This is a genomic window from Limimaricola pyoseonensis, from assembly GCF_900102015.1.
GTDB classification, from domain to species: domain Bacteria; phylum Pseudomonadota; class Alphaproteobacteria; order Rhodobacterales; family Rhodobacteraceae; genus Limimaricola; species Limimaricola pyoseonensis.
On the sequence record NZ_FNAT01000009.1, the window covers coordinates 107,455 to 126,486 of the forward strand.

Here is a 19,032-nt window from a genome sequence, read left to right on the forward strand (position 1 = left end):
CTCGATGGGTGGGATCCGCGCGCAGGGCCGACGACGCGTACCATCGCATTGTCGTGCGATACAGGGGAGGTCGAAATGCCTTCGCGCGCTGCGTCGACCGCAGCCTGCTCGGGCGATCGATTTCGCGACGGCGGATGGCGAGGGCGAAGGGAGCCTCGACCGTGAACATTCCGGCGCACCTTTCCGGCAATTGATCTGGATCAAGGCCCGCGCGAAGCCCCGCGCCATCATCGCCATCGAGGCCCCGCTCGGTCCCGCATTCCGGCGCGGGCCATGCCGGGCGGCCCCGAAGGATCTCGATATTGGCAACGGTCGAACCAGAACACCCCCAGGGTCCGGTCCTCGCGCTCGACGGCCAGATCGGACTGACGGACCTCGATCGTCTCCGGCGGCTGCTCGCCGGGATCGGCGGGGCGCCGCGCGCCACCGTTTCGCTGGCCGGGCTGCAACGGCTCGACTGCGCCGCGGCGTGGCTGCTGCTGGCCGAGCAGGAGCGTCTGCGGCAGGCCGGAACGGAACTCGTCATCGCGTCGGTGCCGCCGCATGCCCTGCCGCTGATCGAGGCGGTGCGGGCCAATCTCGACGGGGCGGAGGCGAAGCCGCACCGCCCGCTCTCCCCGGCGATGCTGCTCGACCGGATCGGTCGCCGCGTGGCCGATGCCGGCGCCTTCCTGCGCGATCTGCTGCAATATCTCGGGCTCTTCGCGGCCCGGCTCTCGAACGCCCTGCGGCGGCCACGTAGCTTCCACCTGACCGCGCTCGTGCATCACTGCGAGGAGGTCGGGCTGCGCGCGGTGCCGATCGTGGCGCTGATGGCCTTCCTGATCGGCGTCGTGCTCGCCTTCCAAGGCGCGACGCAACTGCGCCCCTTCGGCGCTGAGATCTTCGTGGTCGAGCTGATCGCCATCTCGATCCTGCGCGAACTCGGCATCCTGCTCACCGCGATCATCGTCGCGGGGCGCACCGCCTCGGCCTTCACCGCCGCGATCGGCTCGATGAAGATGCGCGAGGAGATCGACGCGATGCGGACGCTGCGCATCGACCCGGCCGACGCGCTGGTGCTGCCGCGGCTCGTCGCGCTGGTGATCACCCTGCCGATCCTCGGGCTGGTGGCGGATGTCAGCGGCCTCATCGGCGGCGCGCTCATGTCATGGGCCGAGCTCGGCATCTCGCCCGCGATGTTCCGCACCCGGCTGATCGAGGGCACCGACCCGATCCATGTCGTGGTCGGGCTGGTCAAGGCGCCGGTCTTCGCGCTGATCATCGGCATCGTCGGCTGCCGCGCCGGCATGCAGGTCGGCAACAGCGCCGAGTCGCTCGGCCGGATGACCTCCAGCGCCGTGGTCACCGCGATCTTCGCCGTCATCGTCACCGACGCGCTGTTCTCGATCCTCTTCGCGCAGGTGGGGCTGTGACCGGCGCGGCCGACATGGTGATCCGCATCCGCGGGCTGGAGAACCGGTTCGGGCCGCATGTCGTGCATGAAGGGCTCGACCTCGACATGCGGCGCGGCGAGGTGCTGGGCGTGGTCGGCGGATCGGGCACCGGCAAGTCGGTGCTACTGCGCAGCATCGTCGGGCTCAGGCGGCCCAGCGCCGGGCGGATCGAGGTGTTCGGCGAGGACATGACCGGCATCGACGAGACCCGCCATGCCGGCATCGCGGCGCGCTGGGGGGTGATGTTCCAGGACGGGGCGCTGTTCTCCTCGCTGACGCTGCGCGAGAACGTCGAGGTGCCGCTGCGCGCGATCGACGGGCTCGACCCCAAGACGCGGCGCGCGCTGGCCGACCTCAAGATCGCCATGGTCGGCCTGCCCCCGGACGCGGCCGATACCTACCCCGCCGAGCTGTCGGGCGGCATGCGCAAGCGCGCGGGCCTCGCGCGGGCGCTGGCGCTCGATCCCGAGATCGTCTTCCTCGACGAGCCGACCGCCGGGCTCGACCCGATCGGCGCGTCGGCCTTCGACCGGCTGATGCGCGATCTCGTGCAGGCGCTGGGGCTGAGCGTGTTCCTCGTGACCCATGATCTCGACACGCTCTACGCGCTGTGCGACCGCGTGGCGGTTCTGGCCGAACGCCGCGTGCTCGCGACCGGCACGCTCGACGACATGCTGGCGGTCGAGCACCCCTGGGTGCGCGACTATTTCCACGGGCCCCGCGGACGGGCGGCCCGCCGCGCCCCATCCGGACCGGGAGGGAGGTGAGGCATGGAAACCAAGGCCAACTACGTGCTGGTCGGCGCCTTCACCCTCGCGGGTCTTGTCGGCATCCTGCTCTTCACGCTGTGGTTCGCGCGGATCGAGCTGGACCGGCAGTTCGCCACCTACGAGATCGAGTTCGACAGCGTCTCCGGGCTGGGCCGCGCCTCGGAGGTGCGCTTCGGCGGGCTGCTCGTGGGCCAGGTCACCGACCTCGCACTGGCGCCCGACCAGTCGGGCGCGATCCGGGTGGTGGTGCAGGTGCAGGCCGACACCCCGGTCCGGCGCGACAGCGTCGCCCGGATCGAGGCGCTGGGCGTGACCGGCGTGTCCTACGTCGCGATCGAGGCCGGGTCATTCGACGCGCCGCTGCTCTCCGCCGATCCGGGCGAGGCGCCGCCCCGCATCATTGCCGGCCCCTCCATGCTGCAATCGCTGACGCGCGGCGCGCCCGAGCTGATGGACGAGGCGCTCTCGGTCATGCAGCGGCTCGACGACCTTCTGGGCGAGGCGAACCGCGACCGTGTGGCGCGCATCCTCGACAACACCGAAAGCGCCAGCGCGGCGCTGGCAGAGACGCTCGACGACCTGTCCGGCACGGCGGAGGCGATCACCGGCGTGACAGACGAGGCCCGGCGCTTCAACGACGCGTGGGAGGCGCTGGCCGGGCGGCTGGTGGCCCTGTCCGACCGGGCCGAGACCACGATGACCCGGATCGAGGCGCTGGCGGATGCCGCCGGGACCACGTTGGACAGCGGCTCGGACACCCTGCAGGCGGTGGGCGACCTCGTGGACGAGGCCGACCGCTACATGGCCGAGGAGGCGAGCGCGGCGAGCGAAGCGCTGCGGCTGATGCTCGAGGACCTGCGGGCCGAGATAGGGCTTCTCGGGCCGGAAGCGCGGCGCATGATCGACAGCCTCGCCACGGCGGGCGACGTGGCCCGGACCCGCCTCGACGAGGCCGCCGGGCTGATGGAGGGCACGGCGGGCGCCCTGGCCCGGATCGGCCCCGCGGTCGAGGCCGCCGAGCGCGCCGCGGTCGCCATCGAGGGGGTCGCCGACCGCGAGATCGCGGCCCTGTCGCGATCCGCCCGAGAGCTGATCGCGCGCACCGGTCGGCTGGTCGACGAGGAACTAGCCCCGATGCTGTCCGAGCTGCGCGGCACCGGGCAGGCCATGGGCGATCTGGTGGCGGCACTCGGACCCGACATCGCGAGCACGGCGGAAAGCGCCAGCCGGCTCGCCCGTTCGGCCGAGAGCCTCGTCGCCGGGGCGGCGGACGGGCTGGCGGCGGCCGAAGGCGCGATGCGGTCCCTCGACACGGCGATGCAGCGTGGCGAGGCCGCCTTCGCCTCGGCCGACCGCACCTTCACCGAAACCGCCCGGATCGCGGAGGAGGAGATCGCGCCGCTGGTCGCGGATGTCCGCAGCGCCGCGTCGGGCCTCGAGGCCGCCATCGGCACCGTCTCGGCGGAACTGCCCCGGATCGGCGAGGATCTGCGCGTCGCGAGCCGCGCCGCGGCGCTGGCCTTCGAGACCTTCGCCGCCACGGTGGCGCGGTCGGGGGCCGCGCTGGACGGCTTCACGGCCGAGGCGCTCCCGGGCTATGCTCGGCTGGCACAGGAGGCGCGCGCCCTGGTCGGCAATATCGACCGCATGGTCGGCCGGATGGATCGGGACCCCGCCCGCTTCCTGCTGGACGACCGGGCCCCGGCCTTCCGCAGGTGAAGGGAAGGCGATGGGCTGGGTTCGAGGTGTGGCCGGTTTCGGGCTGATGGCGATGCTGACCGGGTGCGGTGCTCTGGATGTCTTCGACCGGGCCGCGGCGCCGCTCGAGGTCTACGACCTCCGCCCGCCCGAGATCGCGGCGACCGCCACCGCGCCGCTGCCCTTGGACGTGATCGTCGAATTGCCCGAGGCCGGGGGCAGCATCGCGACGGACCGGATCATGATCCGCCCCGACCCGCTCAGGGCGCAGTACCTTCCCGACGCGCGCTGGGCCGACCCGGTGCCCGAGATGATGCAAACGCTGATGGTGCGCAGTCTCGGCGACAGCGGCGCGCTGCGCTATGCCGGGCGCCGCCCGCTGGGGGTCGGCGGCGACTATGCGGTGCTGACCGAGATCGCCGGTTTCCACGCCGAAGCCTTCGCGGCCGAAGGCGCGCGGATCGAGGTCGCGCTGCTGGTCCGGCTTGTGCGCGAAAGCGACGCTGCGGTCGTCGCGACGCGCCGGATCGAGGCCGGGGCCGACGCGCCCTCGACCGACAGCCCGGCGCTGGCCGCGGCCTTCGACCGGGCCAGCCGCGCCGCGCTCGGGGAGTTCACCGGCTGGCTGCTCGGCGCTGTGGGCGCCGGCAGCTGAGGTCTCTTGCAGAACGGCACGGTTCGCTTCGCACCGCGCAGGAGACCCCGGGTCACGGTGCCGGGCACGAAGTCGTAGGCGCAAGCATGGCCTCGCTGCGACCGATCACCGCCGACCGCCCCAGCGCTGCGGGCGCGCTGCCCCGTCAGATCCGTCACGACCAGTATCCGCTTCATGCCGGCGACCTTCGGACTGCGGCCCACACCGCCCCTGCCTTCGGCCGGTCCGAGGCCCCCCTCTCCGGCTTGATGCAGGTCAAGGTGGGCGGCGCGGTCCCGGGCGAAGCTGGGGCCGCAACACAGGAGCCGATCATGCGACCGTTTCTCCCCATCATCCTGCTCATCGCCGGGGCGGCGCAGGCGCAGGAGGTCGAGGACCCGCTCTCGATCCAAGCCGGGCACGATCTCTACATGGTGTTCTGCCAGTCCTGCCACGGCGCGGAGGCGCGCGGCGACGGGCCCTTCGCGGAGGTGCTGAAGGAGGCGCCGCCGGACCTCACCCGGCTGTCCGAGCGCAATGGCGGCCGCTTCCCGGTCGCCCGCGCCACCCGCCAGATCGACGGCCGCGACCCCCTGCCCGGCCATGGCGGCGAGATGCCGATCTTCGGGCCGGTCTTCGACAGCGATTTCGGGGCGCTTTCCGCCCAGTCCGGCCAGCCGGTGCTGACCAGCCAGTCGATCACCGACCTGATCCACTGGCTCGAAACCATCCAGGTTGCGGGCTGACCATGCTGAGCTTCGGCAGGCCTCCCGCCGATCATGGCCATGGCCGCGCCGAGATCGCGCAGCGCTTGGCGCGCGCCGGACATGGCGGCCACCTGAAGGACGCGATCTACGGCGCGATGGACGGGGCCGTGACCACATTCGCCATCGTCGCGGGCGTGCAGGGCGCCGGGCTGTCTCCGAAAATTATCCTCGCTCTGGGCGCGGCCAACCTGCTGGCCGACGGCTTCTCTATGGCGGCGGGCAACTATTCCGGCACCAAGGCCGAGCGCGACGACGCCGCACGGCTCAGAGCGGTCGAGGAACGCCACATCGACCTCTACCCCGAGGGCGAGCGCGAGGAGATCCGCCAGATCCTCGCGGCCAAGGGGCTCGGCGGCTCGGTGCTCGAGCGCGCGGTGACCGCGATCTCGCGCAACCGCCGCGCCTGGGTGGAGCTGATGCTGGTCGACGAATACGGGCTGAGCCCGAAGACACCGGCCCCCCTGCCCGCCGCGCTGGTGACCTTCGCAGCGTTCCTCGTCGCCGGTCTGGTGCCGCTCGCGCCCTTCGCGCTCGGGTTCGACGCGGCCTTCGGCCTGTCGGTCGCCATGACCGCGGCCGCCTTCTTCGCGATCGGCGCGCTGAAGAGCCGCTGGTCGCTGGCGCCGTGGTGGCGCTCTGGCGCCGAGACGCTGGCGATCGGCGGCACGGCGGCGGCGATCGCTTACCTGGTCGGATCGCTGTTCCGCGGGATCGGCTAGAAGCGATCCGGCTACCAGCACCCCTCCATCCACCAACGCGTTCTCGGCGATCTGGCGAGAACGCGTTGAGCGCCCGTCGGAGGATCTCGTGACCGGTGCGTTCTTCCCTCGCAACTGCCGCGATCTCGGCCTCGAGATCGGAGGTGGCCCGGATCAGGGCGAGGCGGGCCGCGATGGCCCCATTGCTCATCGCCCTTCCCCTGACTCGGCACGGGTCCGGACCGACCGGCCGCGCTCTAGGCCCCGCCCAGCGCGACCGGGCGACTCGACACCTCCCACATCTCGCGCAGCGACTTGTGCATCGCGTGGGCCACATCATCGATCTCGCCTGCGGACGTCTTGCGGCGCAGCAGCCCGAAGACGGCACGGACAGCCGTTTCCGGGTCGTCCAGCGCCTCCTTGGTGAAATGCGCGCCGATCCGGTCGAGGAACTCGGTCTTGTCGCGCGGGCGCGGCACCGCCTTCGAGGGGTCCCAGCCCTCGAAATAGATCCCGCGCACCAGCACCGGCAGCTGGGCCGAGAGATCGACCGCCTCGTCGAGCGGCAGGAAGTCCCGCAGCGTGTGCAATGTCGCGCGCAACAGCATGTAGGCGCGCGGCTTGCGGCCGTCCCAGTCGAGATCCCGGCAGATTTCGTTCAGCCACTCGGCCACCACCTGCGGTCCGTGGTCCAGGGCCGTGATTCCCGTCGTCGTCATGGCTCCCCCTCCTCGCTGTCTGGATGGCCTTGAGCATGACCCCCGCGGCCGGGCCGGACCTTGATCCTGATCAAGCGCCGCCGGCCGGATCAGGCCGTTCGGGCCGGTCGAGAAGCCATCGGACCGCCGCGCGAAGGCGAATGCGGGCCGGATTCCTATTCGGCCCAGCTTGCCAACAGGCCTGCCAGCACGTCGCTGCGGCTGACCATGCCCAGGAGCCGGCCGTCCGAGACCACCGGGTAGCGACGGTAAGGGTCCTGCGCGAAGACCCGCGCGGCCCCCAGCAGATCGAGATCCGGCGGCAGGCTCTTCACGTCCCGGCTCATCACCGCCGAGACCGGGCCGCCCCATTCGCGGTGATAGGCGCCTTCGATCGCCGCGCGGAGGCAATCCTTCTGCGACAGCATGCCGAGCACGCGACCATCGGCATCGACCACCGGTGCTCCGGAAATGCCCCGGGCCACGAGCACCTCCACGGCGCGCAGGATCTCGGTCTCGGGCGCGAAGCTCACGACGTCACGCGACATGATGTCCGCGACCCGGCGCATCAGCCTCGCCCTCCTTTCGGGCAGGCATCGCAGGCGCCGCCGCAACAGCCCGCGCGCGGCGCGCCCCGGCCGGCAAGGAGGCCGATGGCCAGCCCGGCCATCGCGCCGAGCAGGAGAAGCAGGCTCAGAGCGAAGACCGCCATCTCAGGCCCTCCCGATCCGCGGGCATCGCGTCGAAGCCGCCGGTGACGATCTCCCGGAAACCGTCCTCCCTGCGCAGGAGGAACAACGCCGAGATGCCGGTCTTGCGGGCCTGGCATGGCCCCGCGACCGGCCCGAGCGCCAGCAGGCCGGTGGCCAGCGCATCGGCCCGCGCGCCGGTCTCGGCAAGGACCGAGACCTGCGCCAGCCGCGGCTCCGCCGGGCGGCCGCTGCGCGGGTCGATGACATGGCCCAGCCTAAGCTCCGCCACGCCGTTGGGCGCATGGCCGGAGGTGGCGAGCGCCAAGTCTCCGGTCTGCAGAAGGCGCTGCACGCCGCCGCCCGGTCGCTCGACGGCGATCTGCCATGGCCGCCCGGAGGGATGGCGGCCGATGGCTCTCACCTCGCCGCCGATCTCGAGCAGTGCCTGCCCGCATCCCTCGCGCCGCAGCGCCGCGATCGCGAGGTCGAGCGCCAGCCCCTTGCCCAGCCCGCAGGCGTCGAATGTCAGGAGGCCGAAGGACTTGCGCGCCGCGTCGCCCCGCAGTTCGAACCACCCCGTCTCCACCCGGCCCATGATCGGTCCGAACCCGAAGCGCCGGACCGCCGGGCCGAGGCGGGCATCGAAACCGCCACCGCTGGCGTCGTGGGCGGCCTCCGCTTCCCGCAGCGCCGTATCGAGCAGGGGTGGCGTCTCGATCCACCGCCCTCCGGGCGCGGTGTTCAGCAGGCTCGCCGCGCTGTCGGCGCGCCAGGGCGACAAGGCCCTGTCGATGCGGTCGAACTCACGGCGCAGACCACGCGCGGCCCGACCGGCATCGGCGCCGCCGGGCAGAACGCAGCGCCAGTAGCTGCCGAAGGCCCGCCCGCCGATGACCCTCGCATCGCGTGCGAAGGCCGGCCCCGCGAGGAACGTCATCGCCGCACCTGCGAGCATGGATCTGCGCGTCATCTGCATGGTCAAACTCCGAAATCGTCGCTGAAGACCTGCCCGGGCGGCACGCCCGCCTCCTCGAGCAGCATCCGCACGGCCGCCGTCATCAGGGGCGGGCCGCACAGGTAGTAGTCGCAGCGCTCCGGCGCCGGATGATCCATGAGGAAGCGGTCCCGCAGCGCCTCGTGGACGAAGCCGGCCGGGCCGGCCCATCCCGCTTCGGGCTCGGACAGGACCGGCGTGTAGCAAAAGTTCGGATGGCCCTGCTCCAGCGCTTCGAACTCGTCGGCATGCAGCAGGTCGCCCGGCCCCCGCGCGCCGTAGAAGAAGCTCATCTGCCGTCTGTCGCCGGCGCGCGTCAGCCGGTCGTGGATGATCGCCCTGAGCGGTGCCAGTCCGACGCCGCCGCCGACGAAGACCATCTCGCGCCCGCTTTCGCGCGCGCGGAACCCGCCATGCGGCCCCGACAGCGCCACGCGATCTCCGACGCGGCGCGAGATCAGCCAGGACGAGACCACGCCCGGCGGCACGCCCGGCAGGCCGGGCGGCGGCAGCGCGAGGCGGATCATCAGGACGATCCGGCCCGCGGCGGCGTCTTCGGGGCGGCCCGCCACCGAGTAGGCGCGCGTCACCGGCACATCCGTCGACACCCTCAGCCCGCGCAACCCGCGCCAAGCCTCGGTGTGGCGGTCAGGCACCGCGATCTCGGCAAAGTCGAGTGCGAATGGCGGCGCCGTCACCTGCACGAAGGCGCCCGCTTCGCAGTCGAGCGCCTCGCCCTCGGGCAGCGCCAATTCGATCTCGCGGATCAGCGGGCTCGGCATCCGCGTCGCGGCCACCACCGCGTCGAGCCGCGCCACGGGGGCGAGCCCTTCGGGCAGCGCCACCGTCAGGTCGCCGCGCAGCACCACCTGGCAGGCGAGATGCGCCCCCTCGCGCAGCTCGGCCCGGCTCAGCCGCGCGGTCTCGGTCGGCAGCGGATCGGCTCCGCCCTCGGTCACCCTGAGCCGGCACAGCCCGCAGGTGCCGGTACCGCCACAGGCGGCCGGCAGGTCGATGCCCTCCTGCTCCAGCGCGGCAAGCAGCGTCTCGCCGGTGCTGGCCTCGAAGCCCGGGCCACCCTCGACCGAGACACGGACCGCCCGCTGCGGCACCAGCAGCCGCCGGGCGAGCAGCACGGCGGTCGAGAGCGCGAGCAGCAGCGCCGTCAGCAGCAGCGCTCCGGCCAGGGCGCTCATCGCGCCAGCCCGCCGAAGGCGGTGAAGCCGAGCGACATCAGCCCGGTGACGATGAACGCGGCGCCGAGCCCCTGCAGCCCCTCGGGCATGTCGGCATAGCGCAGCCGCTCGCGGATCGCGGCGAGCGCGGCGATGGCCAGCGCCCAGCCGATGCCGCTGCCGATCCCCCAGATGGCGGCCTCGGCGATGTCGTAGCGCCGCTCGACCATGAACAGGCTGCCGCCGAGGATCGCGCAGTTCACCGTGATCAGCGGCAGGAAGATCCCGAGGCCGCGATGCAGCACCGGGACGAAGCGGTCGAGCGCCATCTCCAAGACCTGCACCACCGCCGCGATCACGCCGATGAAGACGATGATCCGCAGATGGGTGAGATCGACCTCCGGCAGACCGGCCCAGCCCCATGCGCCCTTCGCGAGAAGCGCGTGGTAGATCAGCGCGTTCAGCGGCACGGTGACGCCCTGCACCGCGATCAGCGCCAGGCCGAGGCCGACCGCGGTGGAGAGCTTCTGCGACACCGCGAGGAAGGTGCAGATGCCGAGGAAGAAGCTCAGCGCGAGATTGTCCGCGAAGATCGCGTCGAAGAGGATGCCGCTCATGGCTCCGCCTCCGGCGCGAGGCGATGCTCGGGCCGCTCGACCTGCTCGGGCCGGGCGCTCCGGATCGCCCAGACCAGCAGGCCGAGCACGAAGAAGGCCGCCGGGGCGAGCTGCATCAGCCGCAGCGGCGCGAACCAGCCGCCCTCCTCCGCGAGCGGCAGGACGGTCCGGCCGAACAGCGCCCCGGTGCCGAGCAGTTCCCGTATCGCCGCCACGACCATCAGCACGAGGCCGTAGCCCAGCGCGTTGCCCAGCCCGTCGAGAACGGCCGCGCCCGCCGGGTGATGCATCGCGAAGGCCTCGGCCCGGCCCAGCACGAGGCAGTTGGTGACGATCAGCCCGACGAAGATCGACAACCGCTCGCTCAGCGCGAAGGCGTAGGCGCGCAGCAGCTCGTCCACGAGGATCACCAGCGTGGCGATGATCGTGATCTGCAGGATCAGCCGGATCGCGCGCGGGATGTGCCGGCGGATCGCCGAGATGAGCGCCGCGGCCGTGCAAAGCACGAAGACCAGCGCCGCGCTCATGGTCAGCGCCGTGGTCATCGAGGTGGTGACGGCAAGGGCCGAGCAGATGCCGAGAATCTGCCGCGTCACCGGGTTGTCGCGGATCAGCGGGGACACCAGGCGGTCGCGCGCGCTCATGCCGCCCCCTCCCGCAGCCGGTCGAGAAACGGGCCGTAGCCCCATGGCCCCATCCAGAACCGCACCATGTTCGCGACGCCGTTGCCGGTCCGGGTCGCGCCCGAGATGCCGTCGACCTCGTGCGGCCCCGTGGCATCGCCTCGGGTGACGGCGATGCGGATCGCCCCGGTCTCGTCGGCGATCTCGCGGCCCGGCCAGAGCGCGAGCCAGTCGGGTTCGGTGATGCGGGTGCCGAGGCCGGGCGTCTCGCCCTGCGCGGTGATCGCGAGCGCGGCGACGGTGTTGAGGTCGGGTTCGAGCGCCAGCAGCGCCTCGATCCGCGACTGGTAGCCCTGACCGCTCACCGGCAGCACCACCAGTGCCAGCCGCCCGTCGCGCTCGAGCAGGTGAACCGGGACCACGGCGGGGCGTTCGCCCAGCCCGGCGATGTCCTCCGCCTCGGGCACCGGTTCCATCGCGCCGTCCCCGACCGCGACGAAGCGGCCGTCCGACAGCGCGACGAGACGGGTCTCCAGCGCGTCCACCCCGGCCTCGCGCATCAGGTCGCGCAGGCCCGGCAGCGTGTCGAGCATCTCCTCCATCCGGGCCGCGCGGGCGGCCTCGAGATGCGCCTCCTGCAACGGCCGCAGCAGGATCGCGGTCGTCGACAGGACCAGCGCCGCGCAGAGCGCCACGATCCCGGCCATGCCGATCGCCTTGACCGGGTCCTCGTTCGGCCGGTCGAGAAAGCGTCCCCAGATCCCTCGGGTCTCAGCCATGCCGCCCTCCCCGCCTCAGATCGTCGACGGCGAGCACGGCCGCATCGGCCAAGGGCGCCGCGACATTGCCGAACAGGACGGCGAAGACCAGCGCCGGTGCGACGGCGCCCTGGGCCGGGGCGAGCAGCAGGGCGAGCGCCCCGACCGCCGCGCCGAAGAGCCAGCGGGCGAGCGCGGTCACGGGCCCGCCGAACGGATCGGCCGCCAGGAAGACCGCGCCGAAGGCCAGCACTGCGGCGGCAGGCCAGCCCGGCCAGCCCGCCACCGCGCCCGCGACGGCCACGCCGACCCCCATGCCGAGCACGACCGGCATCGCCGCCAGCCCGCACCAGAGAAGCAGCGCCGCGCCGGGCAGCGCGGCCCAGAGCGCGGGGGGCGGCGGCGCCACCGGCGCGAGATGCGGGAACGACAGCGACAGGATGCCCAGCGCCAGCGCGCCGGTGCTGACGAAGCCGAACCCCACCCCGCCGAAGACCAGTTCGCCCAGCACAACGGCCAGCGCCATCGCGACGGTGATCTCGCCCAGCCCGGCCTCGGCTGGCGCGAGCAGCGCCAGGATCAGGGCCGCGACGAGGCCGCTGCCGCGCACCGGCCTGCGGCGCAGCTCGGCGAAAACCAGGTCGCAGCCCAGCGCGACCGTCACCGCCACGAGCAGCGCCGCAGCCGCGCCCGGCTCGACGGCAAGCCGCACCGCGACCGGCGGCAGCAGCGCGGCAAGCCGCAGCCGCAGTTCGAACCGCGCCGCGTGCCGCCGCAGCGCCAGGGGCGCGGCGTATGTCATCCCTCCGCCTCCAGCCGGTCGAGCACGCGCCGCAGCAGGCGCCCGTAATCCGACCCGCTGGCGCAGATCGCGCTGGCCTCGACCATGTCCTCCTCCAGCAGGTCGAGGCATCCGAGCCGCCGCGCCGCCTCCGCATCTCCGACGGACAGCGCGCGCAGCAGCGGAACCGCCCGCAGCTGCCGTGGCAAGGCCGCATCCAGCGCCGGAACGGGAACGATGGGCCGCGGCACCTGCCTGCCCGGTGGCGACACGCGCCCCGGATCGGCGCCGTGAGGGGACTCGAACCACGGCACCCGCCCTGCTTCGCGCCCGCACCATTCCCCCGGCAGCACGCGGCGCGGCGCACGATCCCCCGGCCATGCCCGGAACCGCGAGAAGTCCAGCCGCCCCGGCGAGACGAGCTGGCCGATCGTCAGGACAGACTGCACCGGCACGGTCCAGACCGCGCCCTGCCGCGCGACGCTGTGCCGGCGCGCCACGCGGTGTCCCATGGTGGCGCCGGCGCCGGTCTCGGCCCGCGCCGTCCCGATGGGCAGATTGCCCGCGCCGGCATCGCGGCAGAAAAACACCGGCCCCGACGAGAGCTGGCCGAGCGCGGCAAGGCCGGGCTCGAGCAGGTCCGGACGGGCCCGCATCGCCGCGGCGCCGGCGGCCTCGGGCCCGCCAAGGGCATCCACGAAGATGGCGTCCGGCACATCCTCGACGCCGGGCACGCGACCGAAGGGACGGCGGCGGAAGACCGGCCACAGCCCGTTGGCCAGCAACGCCTCGCGCGGGTCCTCGGCCGGTCGGAGCCGAACCTCGGTCGGCGCGTCGCGATCCACCTCGATCACCACGCGCTCCAACCGCCGTCCGAGGCCGCGCCTCAGATCGGTGATCCGGCCGGTCGCCGGCGCGACCAGGCGCAATCGGGGCTGCAACCTGTCATGCGCGATCTCGTCGCCGATCGCGATGCGATCGCCCGCCTGCAGATCGCAGCGCAGCCGCAATCCGGGCAGGGCCGAGGCGTCGAGGACCAGATCCGGCGCCGCGGAGCGGTCGAACTGCGTCGTGGCAGCGTCGCGTGGATTCGGGTGCTCGTGAAACATCGGCCTTCCCGCCCGGAAACCGTTCCGACGAGTATCTCCCCCACCCCGCTGCACGCGCCTTGATTCAGGTCAAGGCCGCGCCTGACGGCTTCCCTAGATTCGAAACCGCGATCGCAGCGTGGAGGGTCAGGTCATGTCACGGCTCACGATCACGGTCATCGTCATCGCCGCGGGTGGGCTCGGCTCGCCCCCGGCCGCTCAGGACGCCGCGCCGAGCCCCGAGCAGATCGTCTCGGACTGGCTCGGTTCCGCCCATGCAAAGACGGCGGCGGAAGCCTTCCGCCATTGGGATGCCGAAGGCGAGATCCCCGGCCATTGCGCCGTGTGCCACTCGACGCCCGGTTTCGTCGCCTATGCGAACGGCCCGCGCCAATCGCCGGGCCGGATCGATCACCCCGTGCCGACCGGCTCACTGGTCGAGTGCGAGAGCTGCCATGACCCGGCCGTCTCTAGGATCGAGGAGGTGCTGTTTCCCTCGGGCGATACCGCCAGCTTCGGAACATCGACCGCCTGCGCGATCTGCCACCAGGGTCGGGCCTGGGGCGGGGATGTCGATGCCGCGACCGCGAACATGCCGCCCGACGAGGTCGTGCCCGAGCTGTCGTTCATCAACGTGCACTATTCGGCGGCCGCCACCACGCAGATGGGGTCCGAGGTCGCCGGCGGATACGAATATCCCGACCGGGACTATGCCGGCCGCTTCAACCACGTGCCGGGGCTCGAAAGCTGCGTCGGATGCCACGGCCCGCACGACACGAGCCTCGAGATCGCCGATTGCACGGACTGCCATGCCGGCATCCGGGCGTTCGACGACATTCGCACGACCGCCCAAGATCTCGACGGGGACGGGACTGCCGACACCGGCATCGGCCACGAACTCGCAGCCCTGCACGATCGTCTCGGCGCCGCGATCACGCGTTACGCGGCCGAGATCTCGGATCGCCCGATCCTCTACGATCCGGCGGCCTATCCCTATTTCTTCGCCGATCTCGACGGCGACGGCATCGGCGACGAGGATGAGCTGCAGCGAGGAAACGCCTACGCCGCATGGACGCCGCGCCTCTTGCGGGCGGCCTACAACTACCAGTTCGTCGCCAAGGACCACGGAGCCTATGCCCACAATCCGCACTACGCGGCGCAGCTGGTCATCGACAGCCTCGCCGATCTGTCGAGCGTGTTGGCTGAAGAGCTGGAAGTCGAGCGGCCATGATAGCCGCCAGCCTTACCTCGACAACTGCGTGCCCTGCCAAGGCGCCGATCTCGAGGGCCGGCCGCACCGGCGCCGGCGGCTGACCTACTGCCGCGCCCTCTCGAGCAGCGCGACCATCTCGCGGAACTTGGTGCGCTGCTCGTCCGGGTGACCCGAGAGGATCGCCGCCTCCATGCAATGATCGGCGTGGTCCTCGATCAGGAGCCGCTCGACCGCCTTCAGCGCCGAGCGCACCGCCGCGGTCTGGGCCAGCACGTCAACGCAGTAGCGGTCCGCCTCGACCATGCGCGAGATCCCCCGGATCTGGCCCTCGAGCCGCGCCAGCCGCTTCTGGATCGCCGCCTTGTTCCGCCTCTCCTGCATCTCTCGCACCTCCGGCTCATGGAACCATACGTCGCCCGGCCCGTTGCGGACATACCCCATATGGGTATCTCGACGGCATATACCCATAGGGGGTATGTTCGGGCATCGAGGCGCCGAGTCGGCGCCTCGGGAGCACAGGAGGACGCGCCATGGGCCACGGCTGCCATGCGCATGCGCATCACCACGACCTGCCCGCCGACCGCACCGCGACCGATCCGGTCTGCGGCATGTCGGTCGATGTCGAGACCGCGAAGCATGTGTCCGAGCACGAGGGTGAGACCTTCTACTTCTGCTCGGCCAAGTGCCGCGAGAAGTTCGAGACGCGGCCCGAAATCTTCCTCGACCCGGCGCTGAAGGCCGCGCCGCCCGAGCTCGAGGACGTCATCTACACCTGCCCGATGCATCCCGAGATCGAGCAGGTCGGCCCCGGCTCCTGCCCGATCTGCGGCATGGCGCTGGAGCCCAAGGGCATTCCGATGACCGAGGGGCCGAGCGAGGAGTATCTCGACTTCCGCCGCCGCTTCGTTCTGGGCACGGCGCTGACCGTGCCGCTGGCGATCATCGCCATGGGCCGGCACTTCGCACCGCACGCCTTCGCCATCATCTCCGCGCCGATGCTCGACTGGATCGAGCTGATCCTCGCCACGCCGGTGGTGCTCTGGGCGGCGCTGCCCTTCTTCGAACGCGGCTGGGCGTCGATCGTCCGCCGCAGCCTCAACATGTTCACGCTCATCGCGCTCGGCGTCGGCGTGGCCTATGCCTACTCGGTCGTCGCCACCGTCGCGCCGCAGCTCTTCCCGCCGCAGTTCCGCGGCCACGAGGGCGAGGTCGGCGTCTATTTCGAGGCGGCGGCGGTGATCGTCACGCTGGTGCTGCTGGGCCAGCTCTTGGAGCTGCGCGCCCGAGAGCGCACCGGCGGCGCGATCCGCGCGCTTCTCGACCTCGCGCCCAAGACCGCGCGGCTGGTCGACGCGCGGGGCGAGCGCGACGTGCCGCTCGACATGGTCCGCGCAGGCGACCGGCTCAGGGTGCGGCCGGGCGAGAGCGTGCCGGTCGACGGCGTGGTGGTCGAGGGCCGCTCCTCGATCGACGAGAGCATGATCACCGGTGAGCCGATCCCGGTCGAGAAGGCCGAGGGCGATCCGGTCACCGGTGGGTCGCTGAACCAGACCGGTAGCTTCGTGATGCGGGCCGAAAAGGTCGGCGCCGAGACCATGCTCAACCGCATCGTCGCCATGGTGGCCGAGGCGCAGCGCAGCCAGGCGCCGATCCAGAAGCTCGCCGACAAGGTCTCGGGCTACTTCGTGCCCGCCGTGGTCGGCGTGGCGATCCTCGCCTTCGTGGTCTGGAGCATCTTCGGCCCCGATCCGGCCATGGCCTTCGCGCTGGTCTCGGCGGTCTCTGTGCTGATCATCGCCTGCCCCTGTGCGCTCGGCCTCGCGACGCCGATGTCGATCATGGTCGGCGTCGGCAAGGGCGCGGGCTACGGCGTGCTGATCAAGAACGCCGCCGCGCTGGAACGCTTCGCCGCCGTCGACACGCTGGTGGTGGACAAGACCGGCACGCTGACCGAGGGCCGCCCGGCGCTGGTCGAGGTGGTGGCCGAGCGCATGGAAGAGGACGAGCTGCTGGGCTTCGTCGCGGCGCTCGAGGCGCGCTCCGAGCACCCGCTCGCCCGCGCCATCGTCGAGGGCGCTGCGGCGCGCGGCGTTTCCTTGCCCGAGGTCGAGAGCTTCGACAGCACCACCGGCAAGGGCATTTCGGGCCGCGTCGCGGGCCGCAGCGTCGCGATCGGCAACCTCGCCATGATGCGGGATGCGGGCGCTGACACCACCACCCTGTCCGAGCGCGCCGATGCCGCGCGCCGCAAGGGACAGACGGCGATCCTCGTCGCCGCGGACGGCCGTGCGGCGGGCCTCGTCGCCGTGGCCGACCGGATCAAGGAAACCACGCCTCGCGCCATCGCGGCGCTGCACGATGAGGGCCTCAGGATCGTCATGCTGACCGGCGACAACGAAGTCACGGCCCGCGCCGTGGCCTCCGATCTCGGCATCGACGAGGTGATCGCGGAGGTGCTGCCCGCCGACAAGCAGGCGGCGATCCGGCGGCTGCAATCGGAGGACCGCACCGTCGCGATGGCCGGCGACGGGGTGAACGACGCGCCCGCGCTGGCGGCCGCCGATGTCGGCATCGCCATGGGCACCGGCGCCGACGTCGCGGTCGAGAGCGCCGGCATCACGCTGGTGCGCGGCGACCTGACGGCGCTGGTGACCGCCCGGCGGCTGAGCCGCGCGACGGTCCGCAACATCAAGCAGAACCTCGCCTTCGCCTTCCTCTACAACGGCCTCGGCGTGCCGGTGGCGGCCGGCCTGCTCTACCCGTTCACCGGGCTGCTGCTCTCGCCGATCATCGCGGCGGCCGCGATGAGCCTGTCCTCGGTCTCGGTGATCGGCAACGCGCTCAGGCTGCGCGCCGCGCGGGTCGGCTTCGAGACGGACTGAACCACCCGGGGCGCCGCCGGACCACCGGTCCGGCGGCGCCCCTTCGCATGCAAGCGGGCCCTCCCCGGTCCGGCAGTGAAAGGAGAAACCGATGTCCTACTGGCGCTTCGCCGCGATGATCGCCACCTCGACGGTGGTGATGTTCGGGCTGATGTATCTCAACACCTACGCCTTCGAGCACGTCTTCTTCAGCGAGACCCGGACCTACATGGCGCTCCTGATGGGCGCGGTGATGGCGGTGATCATGCTCAGCTTCATGCTGTCGATGTATACGAGCACTGCGATCAACATCGCGATCTACGCCGGCGCCGTCGCGGTCTTCGGCGTGACGCTGTGGCTGATCCGCAGCCAGGAGACGGTGGACGACACCAGCTACATGGCGGCGATGATCCCGCACCATTCCATCGCGATCATGACCTCGGAGCGCGCGCAGATCGAGGATCCGCGGGTGCGCAAGCTCGCCGACGAGATCATCGCCGCGCAGCGCAAGGAGATCGGCGAGATGCGCCACCTGATCGCCGACATCGAGGAGAACGGCATCGCCAACGATCCGGCCTTGGGCGAATCCGAGGCCCCCGCCGAGGAAGGCACGGTCGAGGAGGCGCTCGGCGCCGCGCAGCTGGCCAGCCTCGACCCGGCAGGGCTGACATCCGAGGAGATCGAGACCGCGCTGGCAAGCGACGCGACCTGCGCCTTCCGCCGCACCAAAGAGGGCGAGCCGGTGCTCGCCATGGCCGGCGAGAGCGGTGCGATCAAGCTGTCGGGCGTGCTGATCCCGCTCGCCGCCGGCGCGCCTGTCGCGGTCGAGGCGCTGGACGACGGCATCCGGCTCGCCGCCGAGGACATCGAGATCTCCGTCAGGCCCGACCCCGGCGCCGACTGGACCGACACCGACGACAGCCTGCGCCGCGCCGAGGCCGAGATGACCTTCCATCTCGAGCAGGGCTTGCGGGTGGGCTATCGAGGATTTCTGGACTGCGCCGCATGACTGACATTGCGTAAAGCGCAGAGATTGGCCGCTCTCCGCCCTCTCGTCCATCTGGCTCGCGGGCGCAGCGTTGACCGCGCGCCCGCATCGAACGGCCGCAACGACAAGGGTTCAATCTCCGTTCCATCTTGGCGAGCGCGAGTAGCGTCGGAGATGCTCGGATAGTCAGCACGAAAAGCCGAGAGATATTGAGGGCCTACAAACCCTGTCTCCATTCGGCGTAGTCATGCGGCTCAGAGGATACGGCGCCAAGAGGAACGATTCTGGCTACCCCGAGAAACGAACAGTGTTCAGCTCGAACCTGACAACCCTCGAAAACCGGGAGAACACTATCGCGAGGGAATATGGCGGAGGAAATGCCCTTCCAACTGGACCCTCTCCTGTGACCCCTGAGGAAGCTCCGGCAGGCTAACGTGTCTTGCGATGTTCTGACGGAAATTGCGTGATCTGACATGACGCTGGCCTGAAACTCGCTGCTGCGCCGACCGTCCGACGGAACGCGCCCGCAACGCGAAAAGCC

General features: G+C 71.6%; 19 protein-coding genes. 9 read left to right on the forward strand and 10 right to left on the reverse strand.

Features of this window, described 5'->3' with window-relative positions; all coding sequences use genetic code 11:
• Window positions 1-293: 293 nt before the first annotated feature.
• From BLT43_RS16230 to BLT43_RS16255, 6 genes are all read left to right on the forward strand, one after another.
• Entirely contained in the window at window positions 294-1,415 is a 1,122-nt protein-coding gene (locus BLT43_RS16230) for an ABC transporter permease (protein ID WP_090114558.1), read from the forward strand.
• 14 nt (window positions 1,416-1,429) lie between these two features.
• A complete protein-coding gene (locus BLT43_RS16235) occupies window positions 1,430-2,203 on the forward strand; it encodes an ABC transporter ATP-binding protein (protein ID WP_090114624.1) in 774 nt (257 codons plus the stop codon).
• Between the two features lie 3 nt (window positions 2,204-2,206).
• Complete coding sequence (locus tag BLT43_RS16240) at window positions 2,207-3,925, forward strand: MlaD family protein (protein WP_090114560.1); 1,719 nt, start codon at window positions 2,207-2,209, stop codon at window positions 3,923-3,925.
• Window positions 3,926-3,935: 10 nt separating this feature from the next.
• Window positions 3,936-4,559 (forward strand): ABC-type transport auxiliary lipoprotein family protein, encoded by a 624-nt coding sequence (locus tag BLT43_RS16245; protein WP_090114562.1) that lies wholly within the window; start codon window positions 3,936-3,938, stop codon window positions 4,557-4,559.
• A 311-nt stretch (window positions 4,560-4,870) separates the two neighbouring features.
• Window positions 4,871-5,284, forward strand: coding sequence for a c-type cytochrome (locus tag BLT43_RS16250; protein WP_090114564.1), 414 nt, complete (start codon window positions 4,871-4,873; stop codon window positions 5,282-5,284).
• A gap of 2 nt (window positions 5,285-5,286) precedes the next feature.
• Complete coding sequence (locus BLT43_RS16255; protein WP_090114566.1) at window positions 5,287-6,024, forward strand: VIT1/CCC1 transporter family protein; 738 nt, start codon at window positions 5,287-5,289, stop codon at window positions 6,022-6,024.
• A 236-nt stretch (window positions 6,025-6,260) separates the two neighbouring features.
• On the opposite strand, the gene BLT43_RS16260 is transcribed toward BLT43_RS16255, so the two are convergent.
• The 9 genes from BLT43_RS16260 to BLT43_RS16300 form a co-directional block, all read right to left on the reverse strand.
• Complete coding sequence (locus BLT43_RS16260; RefSeq protein WP_090114568.1) at window positions 6,261-6,722, reverse strand: DUF2267 domain-containing protein; 462 nt, start codon at window positions 6,720-6,722, stop codon at window positions 6,261-6,263.
• Between the two features lie 155 nt (window positions 6,723-6,877).
• A complete protein-coding gene (locus BLT43_RS16265; protein ID WP_090114570.1) occupies window positions 6,878-7,270 on the reverse strand; it encodes a CBS domain-containing protein in 393 nt (130 codons plus the stop codon).
• A gap of 124 nt (window positions 7,271-7,394) precedes the next feature.
• Window positions 7,395-8,369, reverse strand: coding sequence for an FAD:protein FMN transferase (locus BLT43_RS16270; RefSeq protein ID WP_090114572.1), 975 nt, complete (start codon window positions 8,367-8,369; stop codon window positions 7,395-7,397).
• A 2-nt stretch (window positions 8,370-8,371) separates the two neighbouring features.
• Complete coding sequence (nqrF, locus tag BLT43_RS16275) at window positions 8,372-9,583, reverse strand: NADH:ubiquinone reductase (Na(+)-transporting) subunit F (protein WP_090114574.1); 1,212 nt, start codon at window positions 9,581-9,583, stop codon at window positions 8,372-8,374.
• Entirely contained in the window at window positions 9,580-10,179 is a 600-nt protein-coding gene (gene nqrE / locus BLT43_RS16280; RefSeq protein ID WP_090114576.1) for an NADH:ubiquinone reductase (Na(+)-transporting) subunit E, read from the reverse strand. Before nqrE ends, nqrF begins: the two co-directional genes overlap by 4 nt.
• Window positions 10,176-10,823: an NADH:ubiquinone reductase (Na(+)-transporting) subunit D gene (locus BLT43_RS16285; RefSeq protein WP_090114578.1), complete on the reverse strand. Its 648-nt coding sequence runs from the start codon at window positions 10,821-10,823 to the stop codon at window positions 10,176-10,178. Before BLT43_RS16285 ends, nqrE begins: the two co-directional genes overlap by 4 nt.
• Window positions 10,820-11,581, reverse strand: a complete 762-nt coding sequence (locus tag BLT43_RS16290) for an FMN-binding protein (protein ID WP_090114580.1) — start codon at window positions 11,579-11,581, stop codon at window positions 10,820-10,822. The genes BLT43_RS16285 and BLT43_RS16290 overlap by 4 nt, the downstream gene beginning before the upstream one ends.
• Complete coding sequence (locus BLT43_RS16295) at window positions 11,574-12,362, reverse strand: RnfABCDGE type electron transport complex subunit D (protein WP_165612649.1); 789 nt, start codon at window positions 12,360-12,362, stop codon at window positions 11,574-11,576. Before BLT43_RS16295 ends, BLT43_RS16290 begins: the two co-directional genes overlap by 8 nt.
• The gene (locus tag BLT43_RS16300; protein ID WP_090114584.1) at window positions 12,359-13,450 is read right to left on the reverse strand and encodes a hypothetical protein; all 1,092 of its coding nucleotides are present in this window, start codon (window positions 13,448-13,450) and stop codon (window positions 12,359-12,361) included. The genes BLT43_RS16295 and BLT43_RS16300 overlap by 4 nt, the downstream gene beginning before the upstream one ends.
• 133 nt (window positions 13,451-13,583) lie before the next feature.
• Here BLT43_RS16300 and BLT43_RS16305 point away from each other — a divergent pair, with 133 nt between their 5' ends.
• Window positions 13,584-14,660, forward strand: coding sequence for a polyheme membrane-associated cytochrome C (locus BLT43_RS16305; protein WP_207497622.1), 1,077 nt, complete (start codon window positions 13,584-13,586; stop codon window positions 14,658-14,660).
• Window positions 14,661-14,744: 84 nt separating this feature from the next.
• Here BLT43_RS16305 and BLT43_RS16310 read toward each other — a convergent pair whose 3' ends face one another.
• Entirely contained in the window at window positions 14,745-15,023 is a 279-nt protein-coding gene (locus tag BLT43_RS16310) for a metal-sensitive transcriptional regulator (protein WP_090114585.1), read from the reverse strand.
• A gap of 149 nt (window positions 15,024-15,172) precedes the next feature.
• Between BLT43_RS16310 and BLT43_RS16315 the strand changes: the two genes are divergently transcribed.
• Together BLT43_RS16315 and BLT43_RS16320 are read left to right on the forward strand one after the other, a co-directional pair.
• Window positions 15,173-17,524 carry a heavy metal translocating P-type ATPase gene (locus BLT43_RS16315; protein ID WP_090114587.1) on the forward strand — a complete coding sequence of 784 codons (2,352 nt, stop codon included), beginning with the start codon at window positions 15,173-15,175 and terminating at the stop codon, window positions 17,522-17,524.
• Between the two features lie 91 nt (window positions 17,525-17,615).
• Window positions 17,616-18,512 carry a DUF305 domain-containing protein gene (locus BLT43_RS16320; protein WP_090114589.1) on the forward strand — a complete coding sequence of 299 codons (897 nt, stop codon included), beginning with the start codon at window positions 17,616-17,618 and terminating at the stop codon, window positions 18,510-18,512.
• Window positions 18,513-19,032: the final 520 nt, after the last annotated feature.